The organism is Oceaniferula spumae, from assembly GCF_042849255.1.
Lineage (GTDB): Bacteria > Verrucomicrobiota > Verrucomicrobiia > Verrucomicrobiales > Akkermansiaceae > Oceaniferula > Oceaniferula spumae.
Map to the genome: position 1 here is coordinate 2,314,452 of NZ_AP026866.1, position 21,623 is coordinate 2,336,074.

Below are 21,623 nucleotides of genomic sequence, written 5' to 3' on the forward strand. Positions count from 1 at the left end.
AGAACGCCTACCGGCCTTCTTCTGAGTCGCCACCGCACGAGCAACCACTGTGCCAATACCCATCATTCTCCCTACAAAAAAAATCGCCAGCTAACCGCAAGTAGCGGTAGCTGGCGATTGTTAGAAACGATTGATTCAGTCTTATGCGCCTGAGTCCACGTTCTGAATCATCTTGATCAGAGGCAGGAACAGGGCGAAAACGATCGTTCCCACCACGAGGGCGAGGAAGACGATCATGATTGGCTCAAGAATCGAAGTCAGAGCGGTGACGGCGTTATCCACCTCGTCATCATACACGTCTGCGATTTTCAGAAGCATTTCAGGAAGCTGACCGGTTTCTTCACCAACGTCGACCATACTGATGACCATGGCTGGGAAAATTTTACTGGCCTGAAGTGGAGCAACAATGGATTCACCCTCCTTAACAGCTTCGTGGACTTTATCGATGGCGTTGGAAACCACCACATTACCAGCGGTATCACGGGTAATGGTAAGCGCCTGAAGAATCGGCACACCGGAAGTCACCAGCGTTCCAAGAGTTCGGGCAAAGCGTGAAATCGAGCTCTTCTTGGTGAGGTCACCGAAGACAGGAATTTTCAGTTTGAAAGCATCGATGGCTGCACGTCCGCCTTTGGTATTGGTCCAAACTTTGAGCAGGACGAAAATACCTGCGATTCCGAGGAAGATCCACACGATGTTAGGAAGCACCGCCGGTCTCGCCAGCATGTTTTCCGACATGCCAAAGACGATTCTCGAAATCAGTGGCAAGTCACCGCCTTGCTCGGCAAACATCTCCTTGAACTTAGGAACGATGAACAGCATCAGGAACACCAGGATGGCAACGGCGATGAACAGAACGATCATCGGGTAAACCATCGCGGAGACGATCTTGTTCTTCAGTTTGTCCGCCTTCTCCATGTATTCGGCGAGACGGGTCAAGACAACTTCCAGAACACCACCCAACTCACCGGCCTTGACCATGTTGACAAAGAGCTTGTTGAAAATCCGGGGGTGCTGGGAAAGACTCTCTGAGAATGTGGCACCAGTTTGCACGGAGTCAGCCAAGGAATTCACGGTGGAACGAAGCACTGGGTTAGGCTCCTGTTTTCCTAACACTGTCAGACCACGGAGAAGCGGCAGACCGGAGTCAATGAGAGTCGCCAGCTGACGGGTGAAGATCATCAGCACCTTGGGCTTTATCTTTCCTCCGGAAACTTTTTTGACGCTTTTCTTACCGCGGGCTTTTGCCTTGGTCTTGCCTGTGGAAAGGCTTCCTTTACCTTCCTCCACGACCTGCGTGGGGTAAAGCGACTGGGAGCGCAACTGTTGGATGGCATCGGACTCGCTGGACGCCTGAACGGTGCCGGTAGTTTGCTCGCCTTTAGCGTCGAGTGCTATGTATTGGAAATTGGCCATGGTCTATGGTGTTGTATGTTGTGTTATTGGTGTGATCTTGTGTGATCTTTGAGGACTTGGAAACAGTAAAATTCACTGGTCTGCAGCCGCCTCCTCTTGTTTTTGTGTATTTAGGTGTATTTCAGAACCTCCTCGATGGTGGTGGTTCCTTCGTATATGTTTCGTAATCCGTCCTCTCGCAGAGTTTGCATACCCAGCTCGATGGCCTTCTGCTTCAGGACAACCGTCGGAGCTCTCTCGGTGATGAGATCGCGCAGGGGGTCGGTGATGTCGAGTAGCTCGAAGAGTCCGCGACGGCCTTTGTAGCCAGACTGGTCACAGACATCGCAGCCTCGCCCAGTGTAGAACTCCTTATCGCCGAGTTCATGCGATGTCACCCCTAGCTGGGTAAGCAGCGCTTCGTTCGGCTCGTAGGCAGCACGACAGTTTTTACAGATCGTCCGTAGCAATCGCTGGGCCAGAACACCCTCCAGAGAGGCCGCTACCAAGAATGGCTCGGTTCCCATATCGATCAGACGCGTGACGGCACCGGGTGCATCGTTGGTGTGAAGTGTGGAAAGCACCAAGTGGCCTGTTAGGGACGCCTGAATTGCGATCTGTGCGGTGTCCAGGTCACGAATCTCACCCACCAGAATGCGGTCGGGGTCTTGACGCAGGAAAGCACGCAGGACTCGGGCGAAACTCATACCAATGGATTCGTTCACCGGCACCTGGATGATACCATCAACATCGTATTCCACAGGATCCTCTGCAGTGAGGAGCTTGGAGTCGATGGTGTTGATTTCCTTCAATGCTGCGTAGAGCGTGGTGGTCTTACCGGCACCGGTAGGCCCTGTGCAGATGAAGATGCCGTTTGGCTTCCGCACCGTTTCATTGATGTAGTCAAAGACAGCAGGTGGCATACCTAACATGTCCAGATTCAAGTTGATGTTACTACGGTCCAGAACACGCAACACGATACTTTCACCATGTTGGGTAGGCAGAGTGGAAACACGCATGTCCACCTGCTTTTCACCGATGTGCTTAACAATACGTCCGTCCTGAGGAACCCGCTTCTCAGCGATGTTCATGTTAGACATGACTTTGATCCGTGAAAGAATGGGCAGCGCAAGGTGAACTGGCGGCGGAGCCATTTCGTAGAGCGCTCCATCCACCCGGTAGCGGATTTTGAAGTCTGCTTCAAAAGGCTCGAAATGAATATCGGAAGCTCCCTCGTTGATCGCCTGATAGAGAACCAAATCAACGTAACGAATAATTGGCGCCGAGTTCGCCTCAGCCTCTACATCGATCGCAGTTTTATCACTATTGCTGGTGATTTCAAGCTGGCCGAGAATGTCGTCCATCGCCTGACCTTTTCCACCGTATGCCTCATCGAGTTTCTTCTCGACGATGTGGTCCGGAGCAATGGCCAGGATGATTTCCTTTCCGAGCGCAAAACGCAGATCTTCAATGACCTGAGGATTAAGCGGATCCACCAAGCAGACAGTGAGACCTTCGCTGTCCACATTGACTGGCAATGCTCCGTGGAGCCGAGCCATACCAGCTGGGATGAGAGCGAGAAGTTCCGCAGGCGGATCGAAGTGAGCAAGATCGATCATATTGGCGCCGAGCTCGTTGGCAATGATCGGCCAGATGTCATCCTTCTCCTGAATGACCTCGTAGTCGGCCATGATCTCGGAGAGTTCTTTGCCGCTGTTTTCGACTTCTTGTACGATGTCCGTGGCGAGATATTGATCAATCAAACCTCGGTTGACAAAAATATCGATGAGTTGTGAATTTTCCATGAAAAATAGGTAAGCTGTTACGTGTGTCTAAGTGGCTAGTGATGCACGGGTTAATCGCTGTCAGCCATGGTTACCCGCATCACCTCTGATGCGGAAGTATTGCCTGCGAGAACTTTACGGATTCCGTCCTCACGAAGTGTGCGCATGCCAAGTTCCCGAGCGCGGCGGCGGAGCTGTGGTGATGTGAGTTCTTCGTTGATCAGGTGGCGAACTTCGTCGTCCACTTTGAAGATTTCGAAAATACCTGCCCGGCCTTTGTAGCCCATCTGGCGGCAGACATCACAACCCTGTGGCCCCATGATATCACTTTCTGCGACCTGTTTGGCATCGAGATTCAGGGTGCGCATTTCGCGTTCGTTGAGCATGGCGGGGCTCTTGCAAGCAGGACAAAGTTTCCGCACCAGTCGCTGAGCGATAATTGCCCGCACTGAAGAGGCGACGAGGAATCGCTTCACGCCGATGTCTGCGAGACGGGCCACGGCACCGGGAGCGTCATTGGTGTGGAGCGTCGAGAATACCAAGTGACCTGTGAGCGCTGCCTGGATCGCAATCCCAGCAGTTTCCGCATCACGAATCTCACCTAACATGATGATGTTAGGTGCCTGACGCATCATTGCTCGCAAGGCGGCGGCGAAGGTCATTCCGATGTCGGTCTTGACCATCACCTGGTTAATGCCGGGCAGCTCATACTCCACCGGGTCTTCCACGGTGATGATCTTCCGGTCAGGAGTGTTGATGGTATTCAGACAGCCGTATAGAGTGGTGGTTTTACCGGAACCGGTCGGCCCCGTTACTAGAATGATGCCATCAGGGAGACGGATCATCTTTTCAATGGTATCCTGGTCATCGGACAGGAATCCCAGTTCGGGCAGGCCTAACATCAGCGAGGTCTTGTCGAGAATACGCATGACCACGCTTTCGCCGTGGTTACTTGGCACGGAAGAAACCCGCAGATCCACCTCCTTGCCGGCCACGCGGATCTGAATACGACCATCCTGAGGCAGACGTTTTTCCGCGATACTCATGCTGCCGCTCATCACCTTGATACGGGCAATGATCGCCGGGTGTAGCTTTTTGGGGTGGTTATCCATCTCGATCAGCTTGCCATCAATGCGGTAGCGGATGCGAAGTGATGTTTCCATCGGCTCGATGTGAATATCACTGGCCTTCATCTTGAAGGACTCCAGCAACATCGAAGAAACCATTTTAATAATCGGAGCATCATCAGCGGATGCTTCCTCGTCACCTTCTGAGCTGACGACGGTAAAACTTTCCTCGCTCGAGGTTTCAGCCACATCGCCACCGTAGTTCTGGTGGATCACCTGCGCGATTGCAGAGGCGGTGGCACAGACCGTGTTGATTTCCCGTCCAAGAATGTGCGGCAAACTGTCAAGCACCTCGAAGTCCAGCGGATCTGCTACGGCGATCGTGAGATAAACTCCGTCATCAGCGACCGGCACGGCGCGGAAACGTCTGGCGACTTCATCCGGAACGCGCTCAAAAACATCTGGCGCGATGGGCAAGTGAGCCAGGTCAATGTACTCCATGCTCGAGCTCTGGGCACAGACCTGGGCTACCTGTTCCTCAGTGACTCGGTTGTCGGCGACTAGGCGCTCCACAACACTTTCTCTGCCTCTCAGCTGGCCACGGATGGAGTCGGTCTCTTCCGAGGTGACTAGGCCAGCCTCGGTTAACAGTTCGAGAAGGTAATCTTCGTTTGAATACACGGTGTAATTCTGCGCTTGGTTGATTGATAGATGTGTCGTGAAAAAAACAGTTTCCAACACCAAGGCGCAACCAAGGTAAGGAAACCATCAATGTCAGACTGGTCAACTCCCCCCCCCTCGTCAAGCAGTCTTGTCCGAATTTTCTAAAGGTCTATATAGATCAGGGGATTACGAACTTTGTGTGTAATTACAATCGTCATGCATTCGATTTCCAGATTCAATGCGCGAACGCATTTATGACACCTCTTACTTACTTCACCATCGTTCTCGGCCTCGGAATTGTTGCCCAGTGGCTCGCTTGGAAATGCAAGCTGCCATCGATTCTTTTGCTGCTCGGTTTTGGCTTCGCAATGGGTCACTTCACCGGGGTCACCATTGACAATTATGTTGCCACCAGCGACGTGCTTCTGTCTGCCGTGGGTATCTGCGTGGCGGTGATCCTTTTTGAGGGTGGCTTAACACTGAAATTTTCAGACCTCAAACTCAGCGGCACGCCAGTGCTCCGGTTATGCACCTTGGGTGTCATAGTGAGTTTTCTCCTTACCTATGCAGGCTCGCGCTATATTCTTGGTTACGACTGGCGGGTCGCCTCGCTGTTAGGCGCTATCCTCGTGGTCACCGGCCCCACCGTTATTTCGCCGTTATTGCGGCACATCAAACCCTCTCGTAAGATTGGCAATGTGGTGAAATGGGAAGGCATCATCATTGATCCCATCGGTGCCATTCTCGCGGTGTTAGTCTATCAGGCTGCCATCGCCGGCAACGTCGACGCCGCCAAGGAGGAAATCATGCACGCCCTTGGTATGACTTTGTTGGTGGGTGTGGTCATGGCTGTGATCCTCGCGAAAATTATCGAGCTTCTTTTGAAGCACCACTTGATTCCGGACTACCTTCACTCGGTTTTCCTTTTAGCAGTCACCGCCGCCGCCTTCGCAGCATCGAACGCCATTCAAGCCGAATCCGGACTACTGACCAGCACTGTGTTAGGTATCGCACTGGCCAATCAGAAATCCGTCTCGGTTAAACACATTCTAGAATTCAAAGAGAACCTGCGGGTGCTAATCATCTCGGTGTTGTTCATCATTCTTTCGGGAAGAATTGCACTCAGCGAGCTGCAAGAGGCTCTGCTCCCCGGACTGCTTTTACTCGCGATGCTGGTCATCGTGATCCGTCCAGCTTCGGTTTTCGCTGCCAATCTATTTTGCAAAAGCGTCACCTTCAAGGAGCAGGTATTCCTCTCTGCGATGGCTCCTCGCGGTATCGTCGCTGCAGCGGTGACTGCCATTTTTGCTCTCGAATTTGACCACGCAGTAGCTGCTGGTCGACTCAGCCCTGAGATCGGCAAGGTCACCCATTTGATGGTTCCGATTGTCTTCATCGTCATCATCGGAACCGTGGCGATCTATGGATTGTTCGCAGCTCCGTTGGCTCGCCGATTGAATTTAGCCTCGAAAAACCCGCGCGGTATTCTCTTCGCAGGAGCCGGAAGCTGGGCCCGATTGGCCGCCAAGGCACTTATCGAAGATGGTCACGATGTCATGATGTTAGACACAAACTATGATAACATCGCGCGCGCCAAACTCGAAGGCATCCGCGCACACCGGGCCAATATTCTCTCCGAATATGTTGAGGAGGAAATGGATATGACTGGACTGGGGCAACTGATTGCCACCACTCCGAATGACGAGGTCAACTCTCTTGCCAGCCAGAACTTTGTGCACGTCTTTGGTCGGGAAAATGTATGGCAGGTAGCCCCAGCCGACGACGGTGCCCACCACCAGACCGCCGTCGCTGGGCATATACGCGGACGGATTTGTTTCCCTAACAGACCGCAATACCGTCGACTCGAAAACTTTGCCGCTCAAGGTGCTGTAATCAAAAAAACCACCATCACTGAGCAGTTCACCATCGAGGACTTCCGTGAGATGTATGGCGAAGAACACATTCTGCTGTTCCGCGTGACTGAAGAGCGGGGGCTGGACATCGCGTATGATGAAATGCGCACACCTGGACCGGAAACCACGCTCTATGCCATGGTGCGCGGACAGGATGCCTGATGTTAGAATTCACCTACCAGAGTTATGTACGATCAGTTAGAAGCCACTTTGCATGATGCATTTTGGGAAGCGGAGGGTGCAGGTGCAGAGCTAGGACTTCTGGAAACCTTCCTCAATGACCACCCTGGCACAGCCCTGGAGCTCGGGTGTGGATCTGGCCGACTACTGTTACCACTTTTGGAAAAAGGCTATTTCATCGAAGGCTTGGACAACTCGGCGGACATGCTGGAACTCTGCCGCGAACATAGCGGTGATCACGAGCCGGTTCTACACCAGTCAGGCATCGAGGATTTTCAAACGGGAGCCACCTATGCCGCGATCACTATTCCGGCGTTCACCCTGCAATTACTCCCCTACGAGCAGCTCCCAGCTATCTTCGAAAACATCCGCCGCCACCTCCACCCGGGCGGCGGCCTCTACATTACCACCTTTATTCCTTGGGCGGAGATCACCGGGGAGCTTGAGGAAGGCGAAGAATTTCTCGATCACGAAACCTATTTCCCCGATGGCCGGACCGCGCGCTGCCACACCCGCTTCCAAGTCAAACGCATCTCCCAGCAATTGATCCGTGAGCATCGGTATGAAATTCTGTCACCTGATGGGGAATTGTTAGAAACCAGTGACAGCACCCATCACCTGACGTGGTTATGGCCGCGCGAGATCGCCAAGCTGCTCACCGATGCTGGATTCACTCTGCAAAAAATGATTGGTGATTTTGAATCGGAAGCGCCGTGTGATGAGGACGCGCAGATTGTCACCATGATGGCGGAGTGGCAGGAGGACTGCGATCCGGAACGGCTGGCCTAACAAACTTCACCAGATCGGTTTCGCGACTCTCTCTTTATCGAAGTAATAGACCTGCGCCGCCTTTCCAAATTCTGACTCCTCGAGCACTTTCCGAATTGCAGACAAAGCATGCTCAGCATCCAGAATTGCCAGCTCGACATACATCGCCTGATGTCCAGCGGCGCCTCCCAAGACGATACCGGAATCCTGTTCATCCAGCACCGTTTCCAAGGCATCTTCAATTTCTCCTCGCTCGTCGACTTGCTGACCTGGGGCGAAAAGCTCCACCGGGATTTTGATAAATATAAAGTCCACTCCTAACTTCGGCAGTGGGTGTTCCATCTGACCGCGGTCACGCGAGAAGTCACTCGATAGCTCGTAGAGCAAACTGGTGCCGGTGAAGATATCAGACCTCACATGCTCAGGATCGAACTCCTTGGGCTCTCGGAAATTGTAACCCGTGTAGTATTCCCCCGGCGTTTTCCGCTCCCAGCCGTGCTTGGTTTCCATCTCCTTGATGTAATCGGGTAGCTCGCTGAGCGGAATGGCGTTCTGGAGGCCGGAAGTGTTGATATCGATATAGCCAAGCCGATTTCCCACCTGAAATTCTCCGATCGCTTCATCTAACCAGAGGAAAATAATCTGTCCGCGGTCCCTTTCCGGCAGCTTCTCAAACACCGGAGCCCAACATACTAAGTCAATGGTTTCACGATCAGCGTCAACGCTCGGTGTCACCCAGATTTCCTGAGCTGAGATCGTCTCATCGGCGATGTTCATCTTCATGCCATCGAAATTAGGCGATGCCTGTCTGCTATCGTAAAACGTCCACCCCTCAAGATCGGGTGCCTGTTTCACCAGATGAGTCATCAGCAGTGCCATGTAAGGACTGCCCTCTGGCGAGAGCGTGAACGAATGCCCTACGCCATTTTCGCCTGGGCCGAAACACCACGCCGCCCCCGGAAGCAGCTGCTCCATGCGCTGGGTTACCGTTTCAACATGAGGGTCGAAATCGCCATTTTCGATCGCCTGATAGAATGTGTCCGCATTTTCAGAAAACCACCGCCAGAAGGCTCGGGAGCGATCTCTGAAAGACATCGGCTCCGATTCAGACATGGTCGGCTTATTGAAAAAACGCTTCAGCATGTGTTCAGGAAATCCACTAACAAGTCCGGATGCAAACCCGATCTGGCGCAGATGCCCGATTTTTTTCCGTCAGATCAGAGTTGCAATTCCAAATAGCTGCCACTAGGGCGTGCCCCCGCAGATTTCCCCCTGCCAACCCATTCAACGTATTATGTTTGAACTCTTTCAGAAAAAACGAGGCAACCTCAAGGACGACTCACTCTCAGGTCTGACCGTTGCCCTCGCCCTGGTGCCGGAGGCCATCGCCTTCTCATTCATCGCCGGAGTCAGCCCGTTGATCGGTCTGTGGTCGGCTGTATTTGTCGGCTTGATTACTGCCACTTTGGGTGGACGGCCGGGTATGATTTCAGGTGCCACCGGCGCCATCGCCATCGTTGCCGCCAATGCCGTGCAGCTGGGTGAAAAGGCAGGAGGCACGGAAATGGGGCTGAAGTATCTCTTTGTGACGCTGATTCTAGCAGGTGCCATCCAGCTCATTGCGGGGCTGTTGAAATTGGGCAGGTTTATCCGCCTGGTGCCGCATCCGGTGATGATCGGTTTTGTCAATGGTCTGGCCATCGTCATCGGCCTCGGCCAGCTTGGCTTTTTCAAATCCGGAGGTAACTGGCTGCAAGGCGCAGAGCTCGGTATCATGATCGCCTTGGTGGTAGCCAGTATGGCCATTATCCAATTCCTACCCAAGCTGACCAAAGCCATCCCCTCCACTCTGGCTGCCATTCTGGTGATCGGTCTGCTGACCTATTTCGGCGTGGTTGATTCCCGCACCATCAGCGACGTGCTCAAGGACGGTGGCGGTAACGGCACTTTGAGCAACGACTTCCCCCCCATCGCCGACTTCTCCGGCATCACCTGGGACTGGGCGTTTTTCAAAGCCATTCTACCCATTTCCTTTACCATCGCACTGGTCGGCCTGATCGAATCCCTGATGACCTTGCAGTTGATCGATGAAATCACCGAGACACGCGGTAAAGGCAACCGCGAATGTCTCGCCCAAGGCGGCGCCAATATTATGTCCGGACTATTCAGCGGCATGGGCGGCTGCGCCATGATCGGCCAGTCTCTGATCAACATCAAGTCGGGCGGTCGCGGCAGAACTTCAGGAATCGTGGCGGCACTTTCGCTGGCTGTCTTCGTGCTCTTTGCCGGACCGGTCATCATCCAGATCCCCATCGCGGCTCTGGTCGGCGTCATGTTCATGGTGGTCATCGGCACCTTCGAGTGGTCGACATTCAAGAGCTTCGGCAAGATTGCAGGCTCCGAGATGATCGTCATTCTCGCCGTCACTCTGGTCACCGTCTTCTTGCACAACTTGGCTCTCGCCGTCTTTGTCGGCGTGGTTCTCTCCGCTCTCGTCTTCGCCTGGGAAAGCTCCAAGCACGTCACCGTCACCGTGGAGAAGGATGATGAAAACGAGCGCATCTACGGCGTGGAAGGCATTCTTTACTTCGGCTCGGTGCGTGAGTTCTCCGACAAGTTTCAGGCGAAATCAGACGTCGCAAAAATCGTCATCGACTTTGAGGAGGCCCGCATCTGCGATCTCTCCGGCCTGGAAGCAATCAACGCCCTCGGCGAGCGCTACCGTAATGCCGGCAAGACCCTCTGCGTGCGCCACCTCTCATCCGACTGCCGCCAAATGCTGGAAAAAGCCGGCACTCTGGTGAACATCGAGGTCCTGCCGGACGATCCCCACTACTCCGTGGCCCGACTCCGCACGGACAAGTAATCAGCAGTCCGCTACCTCCAGAAAAGTCAATCACTCCCGGAGCCGCTCGAAAGAGGGTTCCGGGTTCTTTTTTCCTACTCATAAATGATCTTGCTGACACAGGAATGAGAAAGAAATATGCGCTCCCTATGGTAGTCTCCCAGTCATGAAAGCAATTTTCACACTACTCACCGCAGCAGCACTCGCTACTCCCGCCTTCGCCGATCATCATGGGGAAAAGGGAACAAAATGGACCAGCCTCTTCGATGGCAAATCTCTCACCGGATGGAGCCAGAAGAACGGCACCGCCACTTATGTCGTCAAAGACGGCACTATCGTTGGCACCACCGCCAAAGGCAGCCCGAACTCCTTCCTCTGCACCGACAAGCACTACGGCGATTTCGAACTGCAGTTCGATGTCAAAGTCGACAACCAACTCAACTCCGGCGTTCAGTTCCGCGCAGCTGAGAAAGACGGCAAGACCGATGGCACTGGACGCGTTTATGGCCCGCAGTGCGAAATCGAAGCCACCAACATCAAAGGCGGAGGCGAAGCCGGTTACATTTATGGCGAAGCCACTGGTCGCGGATGGCTGGTCAGTAACGACAAGCGCACACCGCACAAACACTTCAAAGACGGCGAGTGGAACCACTTCCGCATCGTCGCCAAAGGCGCGCACATCCAAACTTGGATCAACGGCCAACTGGTCTGCGACCTCACCGATGAAGCCATTTTCAAATCCCACCCGAAAGGCTTTATCGGCCTGCAAGTCCATGGCGTCGGCAAACGTGGTCCATTCTCCGTGGCATGGAAAAACATCAAGATTAAGGAGCTCTAATAGCCTCCATCCCAGACATTTCCCAAGAGGCGACGGAACGAGTTTCCGTCGCCTTTTTTATCACTTCACTTGTTCTTTTCCAAGGTGATGCGATGTCACCCGACTACTAAAAACCCCCGATTTAGGGGTGACAATCGCCAAAAATAAGGTAAGCACCCCGCGTGCTCATCATACGTAAACTCACTAAGGCCCTCGGCGGACGCACTCTTTTCGAAGATGCAGACATGACCATCAACTGGGGCGAACGCGTTGCTCTGGTTGGCCCAAACGGCGCCGGAAAATCCACTCTCTTCAAGCTCATCCTCGGTGAGGACGAGCCTGACACAGGTAGTGTAGAACGCGATGAATATGCCATCACCGGTTACCTCGCCCAGGAAGCGGGCGACCCAGGCATCGAGACCATTTTGGAAATCGCCATCGGTATCACTCCGGAGCTGGCTAAGGCCATTCGCCACCTGCGCGAACACGAAGCCGCAGGCACCACCGACTCCAAGGAATACCACGCCGCCCAAGACACCTTTGATGCTGCCAACGGCTACGCTCTGGAGCCCAAAGCGAAAAAAATCCTCGCGGGCCTTGGCTTCAAACAGGACGCCTTCGACCAGCCTGCCAACAAGTTCTCCGGAGGTTGGATCATGCGCGCCCACCTCGCCCAGCTTCTGGTCATGGAGCCTGATCTCCTGATGCTCGATGAGCCTACCAACCACCTCGACCTGATGGCCCTGATCTGGCTGCAGCAGTATCTGAAAACCTATCCAGGTGCCCTGCTGATGATCTCCCACGACCGCGACTTCATGGACGGTCTGATCGAGACCGTTTACGAAATCGACGAGGAAAAACTCATCTCCTACACCGGAAACTACAGCTCCTACGTCGAGCAGCGCCAGAAACGCTACACCCAGAAAGTCCAGGCCTACCGGAACCAGCAGAAGGAATTCGAGCGTCTTCAGGAGTTCATCGATCGCTTCCGCTCCGTCACCTCCAAGGCCGCCCAGGTCCAGAGCCGGATCAAGCAGATGGAGAAGATCAAGCGACTGCCCAAGCCGATCAAACCCCGTAAAGTTTTCAAATTCAACTTTCCCCAGCCCAAGCGCTCGAACCAAAAAGTCATTGAGCTCACCAAAATTCACAAGGCTTACGGCGACAACGTCATTTACGAAAGCCTCGATCTCACCGTGGAAAGAGGAGACCGCATGGTGCTCGTCGGCCCGAACGGTGCCGGTAAGTCTACTCTCTTGAAAATCCTCGCCGGAGAACTCGAATTCGAAAGCGGCGAGCGCGACTGCGGCTATAACACCGAGCTCGGTTACTTCTCCCAGCACCGCACCCAGACCATGAACGAAGCCAACACTGTGTTGGAAGAAGTCATGTCCAGCGGTGGCGACATGCGCGAAGATGAAGCCCGTTCCATCCTCGGCTCCTTCCTCTTCCGCCGCGCCGATGTGCACAAGAAAATCCGCGTGCTCTCCGGTGGTGAAAAATCCCGCCTCAGCCTGGTCAAGTTCCTCGTGAACCCACCCAACCTGCTCTTAATGGATGAGCCGACGACCCACCTCGACATCATTTCCATCGAAGCCCTGCTGCAAGCGCTGAAACACTACGAAGGCACCCTCGTCTTCATTTCCCACGACGTGCACTTCATCCGCAACCTCGCGGAAACCACCCTGCACATCGATAACGGCCAACTCACACGCTACGCCGGCGGCTACGATTACTACCTCGAGAAATCCGGACTGGATGACTCCCGTGGTGCGGTCACCGCTTAAGGACCAATCTCTCAGATGCCCCGTGCGAATGGCATGGGAATGATCTAGGGTGATTCAATCCCCCCCTGTGCTACCGAATACCAACCGAGCCTCGCGGCTACGGTAGTCTTCTATTGCATCATGTTGTTTCGCGGCTGCACGCTCCAGTTGCGCGAAGTTGTAATGCCTCCACACGGAGAAAGGTGGCTGGATTCCACCCAACGTGCGCCATAACAGTATTTTGCCGTGGATGCCGACGGTCAGTAGCTCGGTCATTTCATAACGGCCCAACTCACCGACTTCGGAGCCATGCATGTCCATGCGCAACATCGCGGCGCTACTCATAGACGAACTCATCGCGCTACGGACACGACCCACTTTGAAATCAGCAGCTTCTATGATTTCTGTGAGTAGCGATTTGTCGTTTTCAATTTCTGCCACCAAGTCTCGGTAAAAAAGTTTTTCCTCCGTATTGTTAGCAGTTTCTTCCAAATGCTTGGCGAGCTTCACTCCGCTTGCTGCACCGGCTAGGTGGTCGTTTAAATATCTTTCCAGATCATCTTTCATAAATTTCCTAAAGTCTACGCTACTTCATCATCATTACATCAAGTTTTTGTGGCTATAATCACTCTGACTTTCGAATCAGTGTATGCCATACCTCTGTATTGAGGTTAATCTGTGTTCGGATATAATGCCGCATTCTACTACCAGATTGCCCATGCAGTGGCGTTTTCTAACGGCACATCCGCTGAAAGAGACGATTTGCATTTCCAGTAGGTATGAAGCCCCACAAACGCTGATGAAAACTACACAACTACTCCACACAGGACTCTATCTTACCGGCTTTATGTTAACCGGCATCGCCCAAGTTTTTGCTGAGCCAACAGACAAGAAAGAAAACTCTTGGGTCGACCTCCTCGAAGGAGACTCTCTGGCACAATGGAGGAACGGCTCAGTCAATCTGCAAAAGAAAGTGTTGGAAATTGGCCCGCAGTGGTCGGTGAAAGACGGCGTCTTGCTTTTGGATAAAGATAAAAAAGGCCGCGGCGGACAAATCGTCACCAAGAAGAACTATTTCAATTTCGAACTCAAATTTGAATTCAAGATCAGTGAGGGAGGAAACAGCGGTGTAAAATACCGCACCAAGGGTTCACTCGGCATGGAGTATCAAATACTCGATGACCAGAAGGCCAAGGATAACAAAAACCCGAAGAACAGCCTAGCATCGCTCTACCAACTCGTTGCCGCACCAGCCGATAAAAAAGCCTTCGCTCCTGGCACCGAGTGGAACAAGGGCCGGATCGTGGCCAATGGTAACACCATCGAACACTGGCTCAACGGCCAGAAAGTGGTCAGTATCGAAGTCGATTCCGCCGATTGGAAGGAGCGTTTCGCCGTGAGCAAATATAAGAAATACAAAGACTTCGCCAGAAACCCAGGCCCTATCCTTTTGCAAGATCATGGCGACACAGTCAGCTACCGCAAGATCATGGTTAGAGAGTTCAAGTAACCATCTGATAGAGAAACTCTGAACACATGATCACACCGTCCGTTTTCAAACCAGCCACCTTGCTCCTTCTTGCGATCGGCATTCTAACAACCAACATCCACGCTCAGAAGAAAGGCAAAAAAGAAGAGCCCGCAGCCTTCACCACCAACTGCAAAGCCTGCCACCTACCGCAGACAGATCTCGTAGGGCCTTCACTGGCAGAGATGGCGCGATTATACCCTAAGGAAAAAAGAGAGCAGTTCATCCAGTGGTGCATCGATCCCGGCAAGAAGCGTGCCGACAAAGCCCAGATGCCATCGATGGCACATATTCCGAAAAAGGATCTGGTGGAGGTGCACAATTACATCCTCGATGCCGCCAAAGGCTTAAAGAGGATGCCTCGCGCCAAAGACGACCCTTATAAAAATTCGGAACTCTACACTAAACGCCCCAGAGTTTTGAGGACTTTCATTCCCGACACCGGTCCGGCTTCTGCCATCATTGCGCTACCCACCAAGCAGCTTCACAACGTGGTTTGGGATACCGATCAATGCGCCCTGCGCTACATCACCACCGGCCAGATTGATGCCTACCCTTACTGGAAAAGCAACGGCAACTCCGAAATCAAACCGGGCGAAAAATGCTTCACTGAAAGCCAGCCCATTTTCGATCCTAAACAAACCCAATACCTCGGTTACCAGCTCAATAAAGACGGCTTCCCCACCTTCCTCTACAAAGTTGGAAATGTGACCGTCTCCGAGAGCTACAGCGTTAACAACGACAGCATAGTTCGCATCCTAAAATCAGACGCCCCACTACCCAAGCACCAGCTGCAAGAGACTGACAAATCCAAGTCCGTCCAGAGAACCATCAAGCAGGAAACTAACACCCTGACGATTGAGTATTCACCCAAATCGTAACCCTCTTCTTAATGAAAATTTCTATCCTAACAACTTTTATCGCGCTACTGGTCTCCAGCTCCGTGACCCAGGCCTATTTTAACTGGGAGGAATACTACAAAATCGAAACCATTGCTGGCCCCAAGGGCGTCGACTATCAAATTGGCGGTCTCGATCACGATAAAAACGGCAACCTCATCGCCTGCTTCCACCGCGGCGAGGTGATGACGTACAATGAGGAGTCGAAGCAATGGAAACTCTTCGCCTCCGGCCTGCACGAACCTCTGGGCATTTATGTCGAAGATGAGGGCACCGTTCTGGTAATCCAGCGCGGAGAGCTTACACGACTCCACGATAACAACGACGATGGTGTCGCGGATTTTTACGAGGTGGTTTGCAACGACTGGGGCCTCTCCGGAAATTACCACGAGTTCACCTTCGGCCTGGTTAAGGACTCGAAGAAAAACATCTACATTGCCCTGGGAACCGCTTCCAACGGATCAGGTGTTAGAGAACAAGTCCGTGGTGAATGGAACAACACCGGCGGGCTGACTCAGGATAAATTTCTCTACGGCGGCAAGCACGGCAGCTGGAATGATAAGAAAAAAATCATCCCCAGAATGTATGCCCGTGTTCCCTATCGTGGCTGTGTTTTGAAAATCTCCCCCGGCTCGCGCAAGGCCGCGGTTTACGCCACCGGCTTACGCACACCCAACGGGCTCTACATGGATCAGGATGATCAACTCTGGGTCACCGACAACCAAGGCGACTGGGTAGGCGCTTCCAAGCTTCACCGCATTGTCCCCGATGGTTTCCACGGTCATGTGGCCTCCCTGCTTTGGTCGAAGAACCCGCCCAAGGTGACACCGGCCACACTCCCTGTCTCCGAGCTCGACCGCATGCGCGTCCGCGCTCCAGGCCTCTTTCCTCAAGGCGATGCCGGAAACTCCATCACCCAGCCACTGGCGCTAAAGAGCAGCTTCGCACCACTGTCAAAAGACGGACTAACAAGTGAGCAAATCATCATCGGTGAGATGAACCACCCCCGTGTCGTTCGCTACATGCCGGACGTCGTCAAGGGCGTGCAACAGGGCACCGCGTCGCACATGTTGGTATCCGGCAAACTCAACTCAGGAAACAATCGGCTGCTCTACTCAAAAGACGGCAAGTCGATTTACTTCGGCAAAACCCACCTCAGTTGGCCGGGTCGCGAAGGTCTCAGGAAGGTCACCTACACCGGCAAGCCGTATCTGATAGTGGAAGCGGTGAAACTGACCCCCAAAGGCTTCCAATTCACCTTCAACGCAGAAATCAATACGGGTAAAACGTCCGCCGATTTCCGCATCGAGTCCTACGGCTTCCAGTATCACTCCGGTTACGGCTCCAAGAAGATGAAACAAGCGACCGAAGCCATCTCTAACATCAAAGTCAACGGCAACACCCTCGAAATCGAGCTGAAGAACAAGCCGACAAAAAACAGGATGTATGACATCACCCTGCCCTCCGAGATCACTTCAAAACTGAGCCAGCTTTCCTACCCCCGCTACTGGTACATGGCCCATGAGGTCTATTAAGTGCCGGCATTAACCTCAGCACCTAACAAGATCGCTGAATCGCGTTAGCGCCTAAAAAAAATTGCCTGTCGCAGAATGAATCCGCGACAGGCAATCGTTATGATTACTATACCACTAGTAATTTAGAAACGGTAGCTGAGCTTCAGCTGAATGGTGTGGAAATCGAAGTCATCCTCAGAACCACGGGCATTGGTCGAGCCTGCCTCAGCGGCAAACGGTCCGTTAGTGAAGTTCGTGGTGAAATCTCCGTCTCCAAGATTGGTGTAGAGATATTCGAAGGTAAGTGACCAGTTTGGAGTCAAACGTGTTTCAACACCAGCACCGAGAACATAGCCCCAGTCGCTGTCTTGGCCACCGGATGATGTTCTGCTTAAGTTATTGGAGTCGAATTCGAAGTCTACCTCACCGTAGGCGAGACCACCGGTCAGGAATACCAGAGTGCGGTCGGTTACAAGGTAACCTGCACGAAGTCTGGCTGAACCAAAGTTATCCAAGCTTCTTTCCTCACGGTAGAACGCAGGAGTGGCGGAGAATCCACTCTGAGATTCTTCGAGATGAGTCCAGTTGTAGTCGATGACTCCACCTAACACCCACTTGCTGTTAAGCTGATGATCATAACCTACATGGATACCGTATGATACGGCCTCGTGAAATTCATGTTCAAAATTGCGGCGGAATGCGCCACCGTCATCGGCTCCAAATGGCACTGTATCGCCGTAATTCCCGTCAAGGTTAGAGTCAAACTCCAGCCCTCCGTCGTTATCGGTATCGAAGTTAATACCACCTTGGACACCAGCGTAAAATCCGGTCCAGTTCCATGTTGGCTCGGGCGTTGGGGCGGGTTGATAGGCTACGGGTTCTCCTGCGGTCGCCAGAGCTGAAAGCATTCCCCCGGCTGCGATAGTCAATATTGTGGTTTTCATATGGTTTTTGTCTGTTCGAACAATGAGGCTCATCCCCATGTTCGATAATTACATTGTCCACATGCAAACTTCTAACAGTCAATGGACAAACCTATATTTATTTTCACTAAATCGAAAAAAAAATGGAATAAAATCGCGCAAACTTCCAAACCTAATGAACATTCCCCGAGTCATTAGATTTTTCGGTGCACGAGTCTATCCATTTTCCCTTGCTGTCTTTGAAGAAATATCACAGCAAAAATCACCAACAGACCGCCGATCCATATTCCTAGACCAGGAGATTCGCCAGTCACAAACAACGAAGACTCTACTACGGCACAAACGGGGACCAGAAAGCGATATCCGGCTAACAGATTCACTGGAAACAAACTGGTGAGGTAGTTCCATAAACCAAAGCCCGTCGCGGAAACGAAGGCAAGGTAGAGAGTCAGCCAGATGACTTTCGTCGAAAAAAGCTGGGCAAAATCTGACCACGCAGCGGCTCCTGAGCACATCAACATAACACCACCCAGAAAGAGACCGAATCCAGTCGCGGCTTTCGCTCCCATCGTTTTCATGACCTTTTGCAGAATAATAACGCCGAAGGTTCCACTGAGAGTGCTGCAGCAAAATAGAACTGCTCCTAACACAGGCTGACCGCTCCCTGCTCCAGGTTTATAAACGGCCAAAAACACACCAGCTGCGCCGACAGCGATGAGTGACCACTGCACTCTCGACGGCCAAGGTGTCTTCAATATCAAAGGGGCGAGCACCAGCCACCAAAAACTACCTGATGCGACTAACAGACCACCCAGCACTGCGCTGGATACCGATAGCGCTGTGTAAAACAAGACATACTGGATATAAGTCTGAGTGGCTGCAAACAGGGCCAACGGCACCCACGGCGTGCGGCGCAGCTCTTTGATCGGCTGACGTGCCAGCAATAATAAAAACGCTCCAGCGATGGTGAACCGAACACCAGCCAGCAGTAACCGGTTCGGCATATGAGCCTCTACGCCCAACTGCTCCCACTCTGCGTAGATTGCTTTGATACCTGGAAAAGCACTCCCCCAAAGCAAGGCACAAATGAGCACCGCGAAGGGGCACATGCGGGAGCTGATGGTCATCGGAACATTAACTCAGACGATCTAACATTTTTTGGTGAATCCCACCAAAGCCACCGTTACTGAGTACGGCTACCGTATCACCCGCTTTAGCTTCGGCGGCGACGAGTTCGACGATTTTTTCGACGTTCTCGCAGTAGTGGCTTTCGGCCCCTGCCGACCTGATGTCAGCCATGAGTTTTTCCGGATCAAGTCGCTCTGACTTCTCCACCTTCTCTGGATCAGGCACAGCCGCCACGACAGCGACGTCCGCTTTACTTAAATTGGCGGCCAGTTCGTTTTGGAAAATGTTCCGTCGTGTCGTGTTAGACCGAGGTTCGAAGATAGCCCAGATCCTTGAATCTGGGTATTGCTGGCGCAAGCTATCAACCGCGAGGCCGATCGCTGTGGGATGATGGGCAAAGTCATCAATGACTCTGACACCACCCGCGATACCTTTGACCTCTTGCCTCCGGGCAATACCATCAAATCCTAACAAGCCTTCACGGATCTTATCTGGAGTAAAACCAGAGAACCTAGCAGCGCAGACAGCCATGGCTGCGTTGCGCACATTGAACTCACCGGCAAGTGGTATTTCGTAGCTTTCGCCATCGAGGTGAAAACGAGTGACTTCCGGTTGGTAGTCAACTTGGGTAATCTGGAGGTCACAGTGATCGCCTAGTCCGACTGAGACCACTGGGGCGGGCGAACCTTTGGAAACGTCCATGCTGTTAGCGCAATCGCCGTTGACGTAGGCAACGCCATTTCTAGGCACGATGTTTAGCAAACGCTTGAAGGTCAACTTGATCTCATCAAGGGAGTTGTAAATATCGGCATGATCGAACTCGACGTTGTTCACGATGACGACCTCGGGGAGATAGTGCAGGAATTTGGAACGCTTGTCGAAGAATGCAGTGTCGTATTCATCACCTTCTAACACTACAAATTCAGAATCGGTGAAGGCAGCACCTTTGCCAAGGTTGCGCGGAATACCACCGATCATGTGGCTGGGATCGACACCGGCATTTTTGAGCAACCAAGCTAACAGAGAGCTGGTGGTTGTTTTCCCATGAGTCCCACTGACCACCAGATTGCGCTTACCGCGCAGGAAATGTTCCTTAAGAATTTCTGGTAAGGAAACATAGAGCAGCTTGCGTTCAAGTGCGGCCTCAGCCTCCTCGTTCCCTCGGCTTACCGCGTTACCTACCACGATCACTTCGGCCGTTTCGGGGATATTTTCCGCCTTGTAGCCAGGAAAAATCTGCACCCCTTGCTCCTCCAGAAATGTCGACATCGGTGGGTAGACATTTTCGTCAGAACCTGTGACGGTGAAGCCTTTTGCCTGCATGGCGGCAGCGACGGAACCCATCGCGGTTCCGCAAATTCCGATAAAGTGAACGTGTTGCATAGAAAAGTTATCAGTGGGAAGTTATCGGTGATCAGTGCTGGACTTGATACTTCGTTAAAAATGGGGAGCTGAGACGGTGCCGCCTTGGATTTCCTCGCTGCGGCGTAGCAGGATGCTGTCGGCTATTTCGCTGACCATTTGCTCTAACAAAAGGCGAAGATGACTGCCCTCACGGTAGTCGGCGGGTGCGATGTGTTTGACCCGATCGGCTTTGGCACAGAGCTGGTAGCACTTGCGAAAACTGCGGCGGCTAGGGTCTTCCGGATTGTAAACGGCGATCGCATTGCCCCCGTTTTTACGCATCACAGTGAAGCAGGGCACGTCCGTTGGGCCATCGCCTACGTAGACCATGTTTTCAAATGGGATGGGGCGGAGTTCGGGGGCCAGGTGGTCGTTGACATCTTCAGAGTAGTCTAACAACCCCTTATTGATTCGGAACAGATACTGTGTCTTGGTGGTGTGGGAAATGGTGCGCTTTGAGTAGCGGATGTGGCCTTGTTTGTCCTCGCCGAATTCACAGCCGTAGATCGCACGAAACTTGTCGCGGATGCTACTACCCTCTAACAAGGCCTTGAGTCCGGAGGAGACAATATAGTATTCCAGCCGAATATCATGGGCATGGTGATCATCTGTGAGGCACTTCTGGCGCATGCCTTCGAACATTTCCGTAACACCGGGGAAATAACCCAGATTGGCCCCCAACTCAGTGAGCCGCGCGTTCGATACCTGGTCCATTTCCAGATAATCCAGCAGACACTGCATGTATGCCAACTCACCGTCCCATTGTTGATCTTGAACCAAGGCATTGCATTTCTTCCAGAACGACTCGGGATTGATACCGAACTCGGGGAAGAGAACGTCATCTTGCATGTAACTCGGGCTCAGAGTCTGGTCGTAATCGAAGACTAAAGCGATGGTGTTCTGTGCAATGGCCATGGTCGGATTTGCCCCGTGGTTGCCGAGACACCCAAGGAAACCAGTGTGCAGGCGATACAGCAAGTGTGAAAAAGGAACGTGTGTGAATTGTTTCACACGTTCTGCAAGTCGTAA

Annotated in this window: 17 protein-coding genes; 8 read left to right on the forward strand and 9 right to left on the reverse strand. The window is 52.8% G+C overall.

Annotated elements, in window-relative coordinates; translation table 11 throughout:
- Positions 1-141 precede the first annotated feature (141 nt).
- The 3 genes from ACSPJT_RS09595 to ACSPJT_RS09605 form a co-directional block, all read right to left on the reverse strand.
- Positions 142-1,416, reverse strand: a complete 1,275-nt coding sequence (locus ACSPJT_RS09595) for a type II secretion system F family protein (RefSeq protein ID WP_435896161.1) — start codon at positions 1,414-1,416, stop codon at positions 142-144.
- 110 nt (positions 1,417-1,526) lie between these two features.
- Positions 1,527-3,200 (reverse strand): GspE/PulE family protein, encoded by a 1,674-nt coding sequence (locus ACSPJT_RS09600; protein ID WP_435896162.1) that lies wholly within the window; start codon positions 3,198-3,200, stop codon positions 1,527-1,529.
- A gap of 50 nt (positions 3,201-3,250) precedes the next feature.
- Positions 3,251-4,927: a GspE/PulE family protein gene (locus ACSPJT_RS09605; RefSeq protein WP_435896163.1), complete on the reverse strand. Its 1,677-nt coding sequence runs from the start codon at positions 4,925-4,927 to the stop codon at positions 3,251-3,253.
- Positions 4,928-5,163: 236 nt separating this feature from the next.
- On the opposite strand from ACSPJT_RS09605, the gene ACSPJT_RS09610 reads away from it, so the two are divergent.
- Both ACSPJT_RS09610 and ACSPJT_RS09615 read left to right on the forward strand, forming a co-directional pair.
- Positions 5,164-6,984 (forward strand): cation:proton antiporter, encoded by a 1,821-nt coding sequence (locus ACSPJT_RS09610; RefSeq protein WP_435896164.1) that lies wholly within the window; start codon positions 5,164-5,166, stop codon positions 6,982-6,984.
- A gap of 24 nt (positions 6,985-7,008) precedes the next feature.
- Complete coding sequence (locus ACSPJT_RS09615) at positions 7,009-7,791, forward strand: class I SAM-dependent methyltransferase (RefSeq protein WP_435896165.1); 783 nt, start codon at positions 7,009-7,011, stop codon at positions 7,789-7,791.
- Between the two features lie 6 nt (positions 7,792-7,797).
- On the opposite strand, the gene ACSPJT_RS09620 is transcribed toward ACSPJT_RS09615, so the two are convergent.
- Positions 7,798-8,883, reverse strand: coding sequence for a hypothetical protein (locus ACSPJT_RS09620; protein ID WP_435896166.1), 1,086 nt, complete (start codon positions 8,881-8,883; stop codon positions 7,798-7,800).
- Between the two features lie 181 nt (positions 8,884-9,064).
- On the opposite strand from ACSPJT_RS09620, the gene ACSPJT_RS09625 reads away from it, so the two are divergent.
- The 3 genes from ACSPJT_RS09625 (at position 9,065) to ACSPJT_RS09635 (ending at position 13,219) form a co-directional block, all read left to right on the forward strand.
- Positions 9,065-10,636 carry a SulP family inorganic anion transporter gene (locus ACSPJT_RS09625; RefSeq protein WP_435896167.1) on the forward strand — a complete coding sequence of 524 codons (1,572 nt, stop codon included), beginning with the start codon at positions 9,065-9,067 and terminating at the stop codon, positions 10,634-10,636.
- 145 nt (positions 10,637-10,781) lie between these two features.
- Positions 10,782-11,453 (forward strand): 3-keto-disaccharide hydrolase, encoded by a 672-nt coding sequence (locus ACSPJT_RS09630; protein ID WP_435892331.1) that lies wholly within the window; start codon positions 10,782-10,784, stop codon positions 11,451-11,453.
- Positions 11,454-11,614: 161 nt separating this feature from the next.
- Positions 11,615-13,219 carry an ABC-F family ATP-binding cassette domain-containing protein gene (locus tag ACSPJT_RS09635; RefSeq protein ID WP_435892332.1) on the forward strand — a complete coding sequence of 535 codons (1,605 nt, stop codon included), beginning with the start codon at positions 11,615-11,617 and terminating at the stop codon, positions 13,217-13,219.
- 54 nt (positions 13,220-13,273) lie between these two features.
- On the opposite strand, the gene ACSPJT_RS09640 is transcribed toward ACSPJT_RS09635, so the two are convergent.
- Positions 13,274-13,765, reverse strand: coding sequence for a hypothetical protein (locus ACSPJT_RS09640; protein ID WP_435892333.1), 492 nt, complete (start codon positions 13,763-13,765; stop codon positions 13,274-13,276).
- A gap of 232 nt (positions 13,766-13,997) precedes the next feature.
- Here ACSPJT_RS09640 and ACSPJT_RS09645 point away from each other — a divergent pair, with 232 nt between their 5' ends.
- Genes ACSPJT_RS09645 through ACSPJT_RS09655 form a run of 3 tightly spaced genes read left to right on the forward strand, consistent with a single transcriptional unit; the run spans position 13,998 to position 17,160 of the window.
- Positions 13,998-14,708 carry a 3-keto-disaccharide hydrolase gene (locus tag ACSPJT_RS09645; protein WP_435892334.1) on the forward strand — a complete coding sequence of 237 codons (711 nt, stop codon included), beginning with the start codon at positions 13,998-14,000 and terminating at the stop codon, positions 14,706-14,708.
- Positions 14,709-14,734: 26 nt separating this feature from the next.
- Entirely contained in the window at positions 14,735-15,607 is an 873-nt protein-coding gene (locus ACSPJT_RS09650) for a c-type cytochrome (RefSeq protein ID WP_435892335.1), read from the forward strand.
- A gap of 11 nt (positions 15,608-15,618) precedes the next feature.
- Positions 15,619-17,160 carry a DUF7133 domain-containing protein gene (locus tag ACSPJT_RS09655; protein ID WP_435892336.1) on the forward strand — a complete coding sequence of 514 codons (1,542 nt, stop codon included), beginning with the start codon at positions 15,619-15,621 and terminating at the stop codon, positions 17,158-17,160.
- Between the two features lie 122 nt (positions 17,161-17,282).
- On the opposite strand, the gene ACSPJT_RS09660 is transcribed toward ACSPJT_RS09655, so the two are convergent.
- The 4 genes from ACSPJT_RS09660 to ACSPJT_RS09675 form a co-directional block, all read right to left on the reverse strand.
- Entirely contained in the window at positions 17,283-18,083 is an 801-nt protein-coding gene (locus tag ACSPJT_RS09660) for an outer membrane protein (protein WP_435892337.1), read from the reverse strand.
- 173 nt (positions 18,084-18,256) lie between these two features.
- Positions 18,257-19,189, reverse strand: a complete 933-nt coding sequence (locus tag ACSPJT_RS09665) for a DMT family transporter (protein ID WP_435892338.1) — start codon at positions 19,187-19,189, stop codon at positions 18,257-18,259.
- Between the two features lie 7 nt (positions 19,190-19,196).
- Positions 19,197-20,573 (reverse strand): UDP-N-acetylmuramate:L-alanyl-gamma-D-glutamyl-meso-diaminopimelate ligase, encoded by a 1,377-nt coding sequence (gene mpl, locus ACSPJT_RS09670; protein ID WP_435892339.1) that lies wholly within the window; start codon positions 20,571-20,573, stop codon positions 19,197-19,199.
- 54 nt (positions 20,574-20,627) lie between these two features.
- Positions 20,628-21,605 carry a haloacid dehalogenase-like hydrolase gene (locus ACSPJT_RS09675; RefSeq protein WP_435892340.1) on the reverse strand — a complete coding sequence of 326 codons (978 nt, stop codon included), beginning with the start codon at positions 21,603-21,605 and terminating at the stop codon, positions 20,628-20,630.
- Positions 21,606-21,623: the final 18 nt, after the last annotated feature.

Coding starts and splice junctions, on each gene's coding strand:
- ACSPJT_RS09595 (WP_435896161.1), bottom strand. CDS start 1,416: ATGGCCAATTTCCAATACATAGCACTCGACGCTAAAGGCGAGCAAACT.
- ACSPJT_RS09600 (WP_435896162.1), bottom strand. CDS start 3,200: ATGGAAAATTCACAACTCATCGATATTTTTGTCAACCGAGGTTTGATT.
- ACSPJT_RS09610 (WP_435896164.1), top strand. CDS start 5,164: ATGACACCTCTTACTTACTTCACCATCGTTCTCGGCCTCGGAATTGTT.
- ACSPJT_RS09615 (WP_435896165.1), top strand. CDS start 7,009: ATGTACGATCAGTTAGAAGCCACTTTGCATGATGCATTTTGGGAAGCG.
- ACSPJT_RS09620 (WP_435896166.1), bottom strand. CDS start 8,883: ATGTCTGAATCGGAGCCGATGTCTTTCAGAGATCGCTCCCGAGCCTTC.
- ACSPJT_RS09625 (WP_435896167.1), top strand. CDS start 9,065: ATGTTTGAACTCTTTCAGAAAAAACGAGGCAACCTCAAGGACGACTCA.
- ACSPJT_RS09630 (WP_435892331.1), top strand. CDS start 10,782: ATGAAAGCAATTTTCACACTACTCACCGCAGCAGCACTCGCTACTCCC.
- ACSPJT_RS09640 (WP_435892333.1), bottom strand. CDS start 13,765: ATGAAAGATGATCTGGAAAGATATTTAAACGACCACCTAGCCGGTGCA.
- ACSPJT_RS09645 (WP_435892334.1), top strand. CDS start 13,998: ATGAAAACTACACAACTACTCCACACAGGACTCTATCTTACCGGCTTT.
- ACSPJT_RS09650 (WP_435892335.1), top strand. CDS start 14,735: ATGATCACACCGTCCGTTTTCAAACCAGCCACCTTGCTCCTTCTTGCG.
- ACSPJT_RS09655 (WP_435892336.1), top strand. CDS start 15,619: ATGAAAATTTCTATCCTAACAACTTTTATCGCGCTACTGGTCTCCAGC.
- ACSPJT_RS09660 (WP_435892337.1), bottom strand. CDS start 18,083: ATGAAAACCACAATATTGACTATCGCAGCCGGGGGAATGCTTTCAGCT.
- ACSPJT_RS09665 (WP_435892338.1), bottom strand. CDS start 19,189: ATGACCATCAGCTCCCGCATGTGCCCCTTCGCGGTGCTCATTTGTGCC.
- mpl (WP_435892339.1), bottom strand. CDS start 20,573: ATGCAACACGTTCACTTTATCGGAATTTGCGGAACCGCGATGGGTTCC.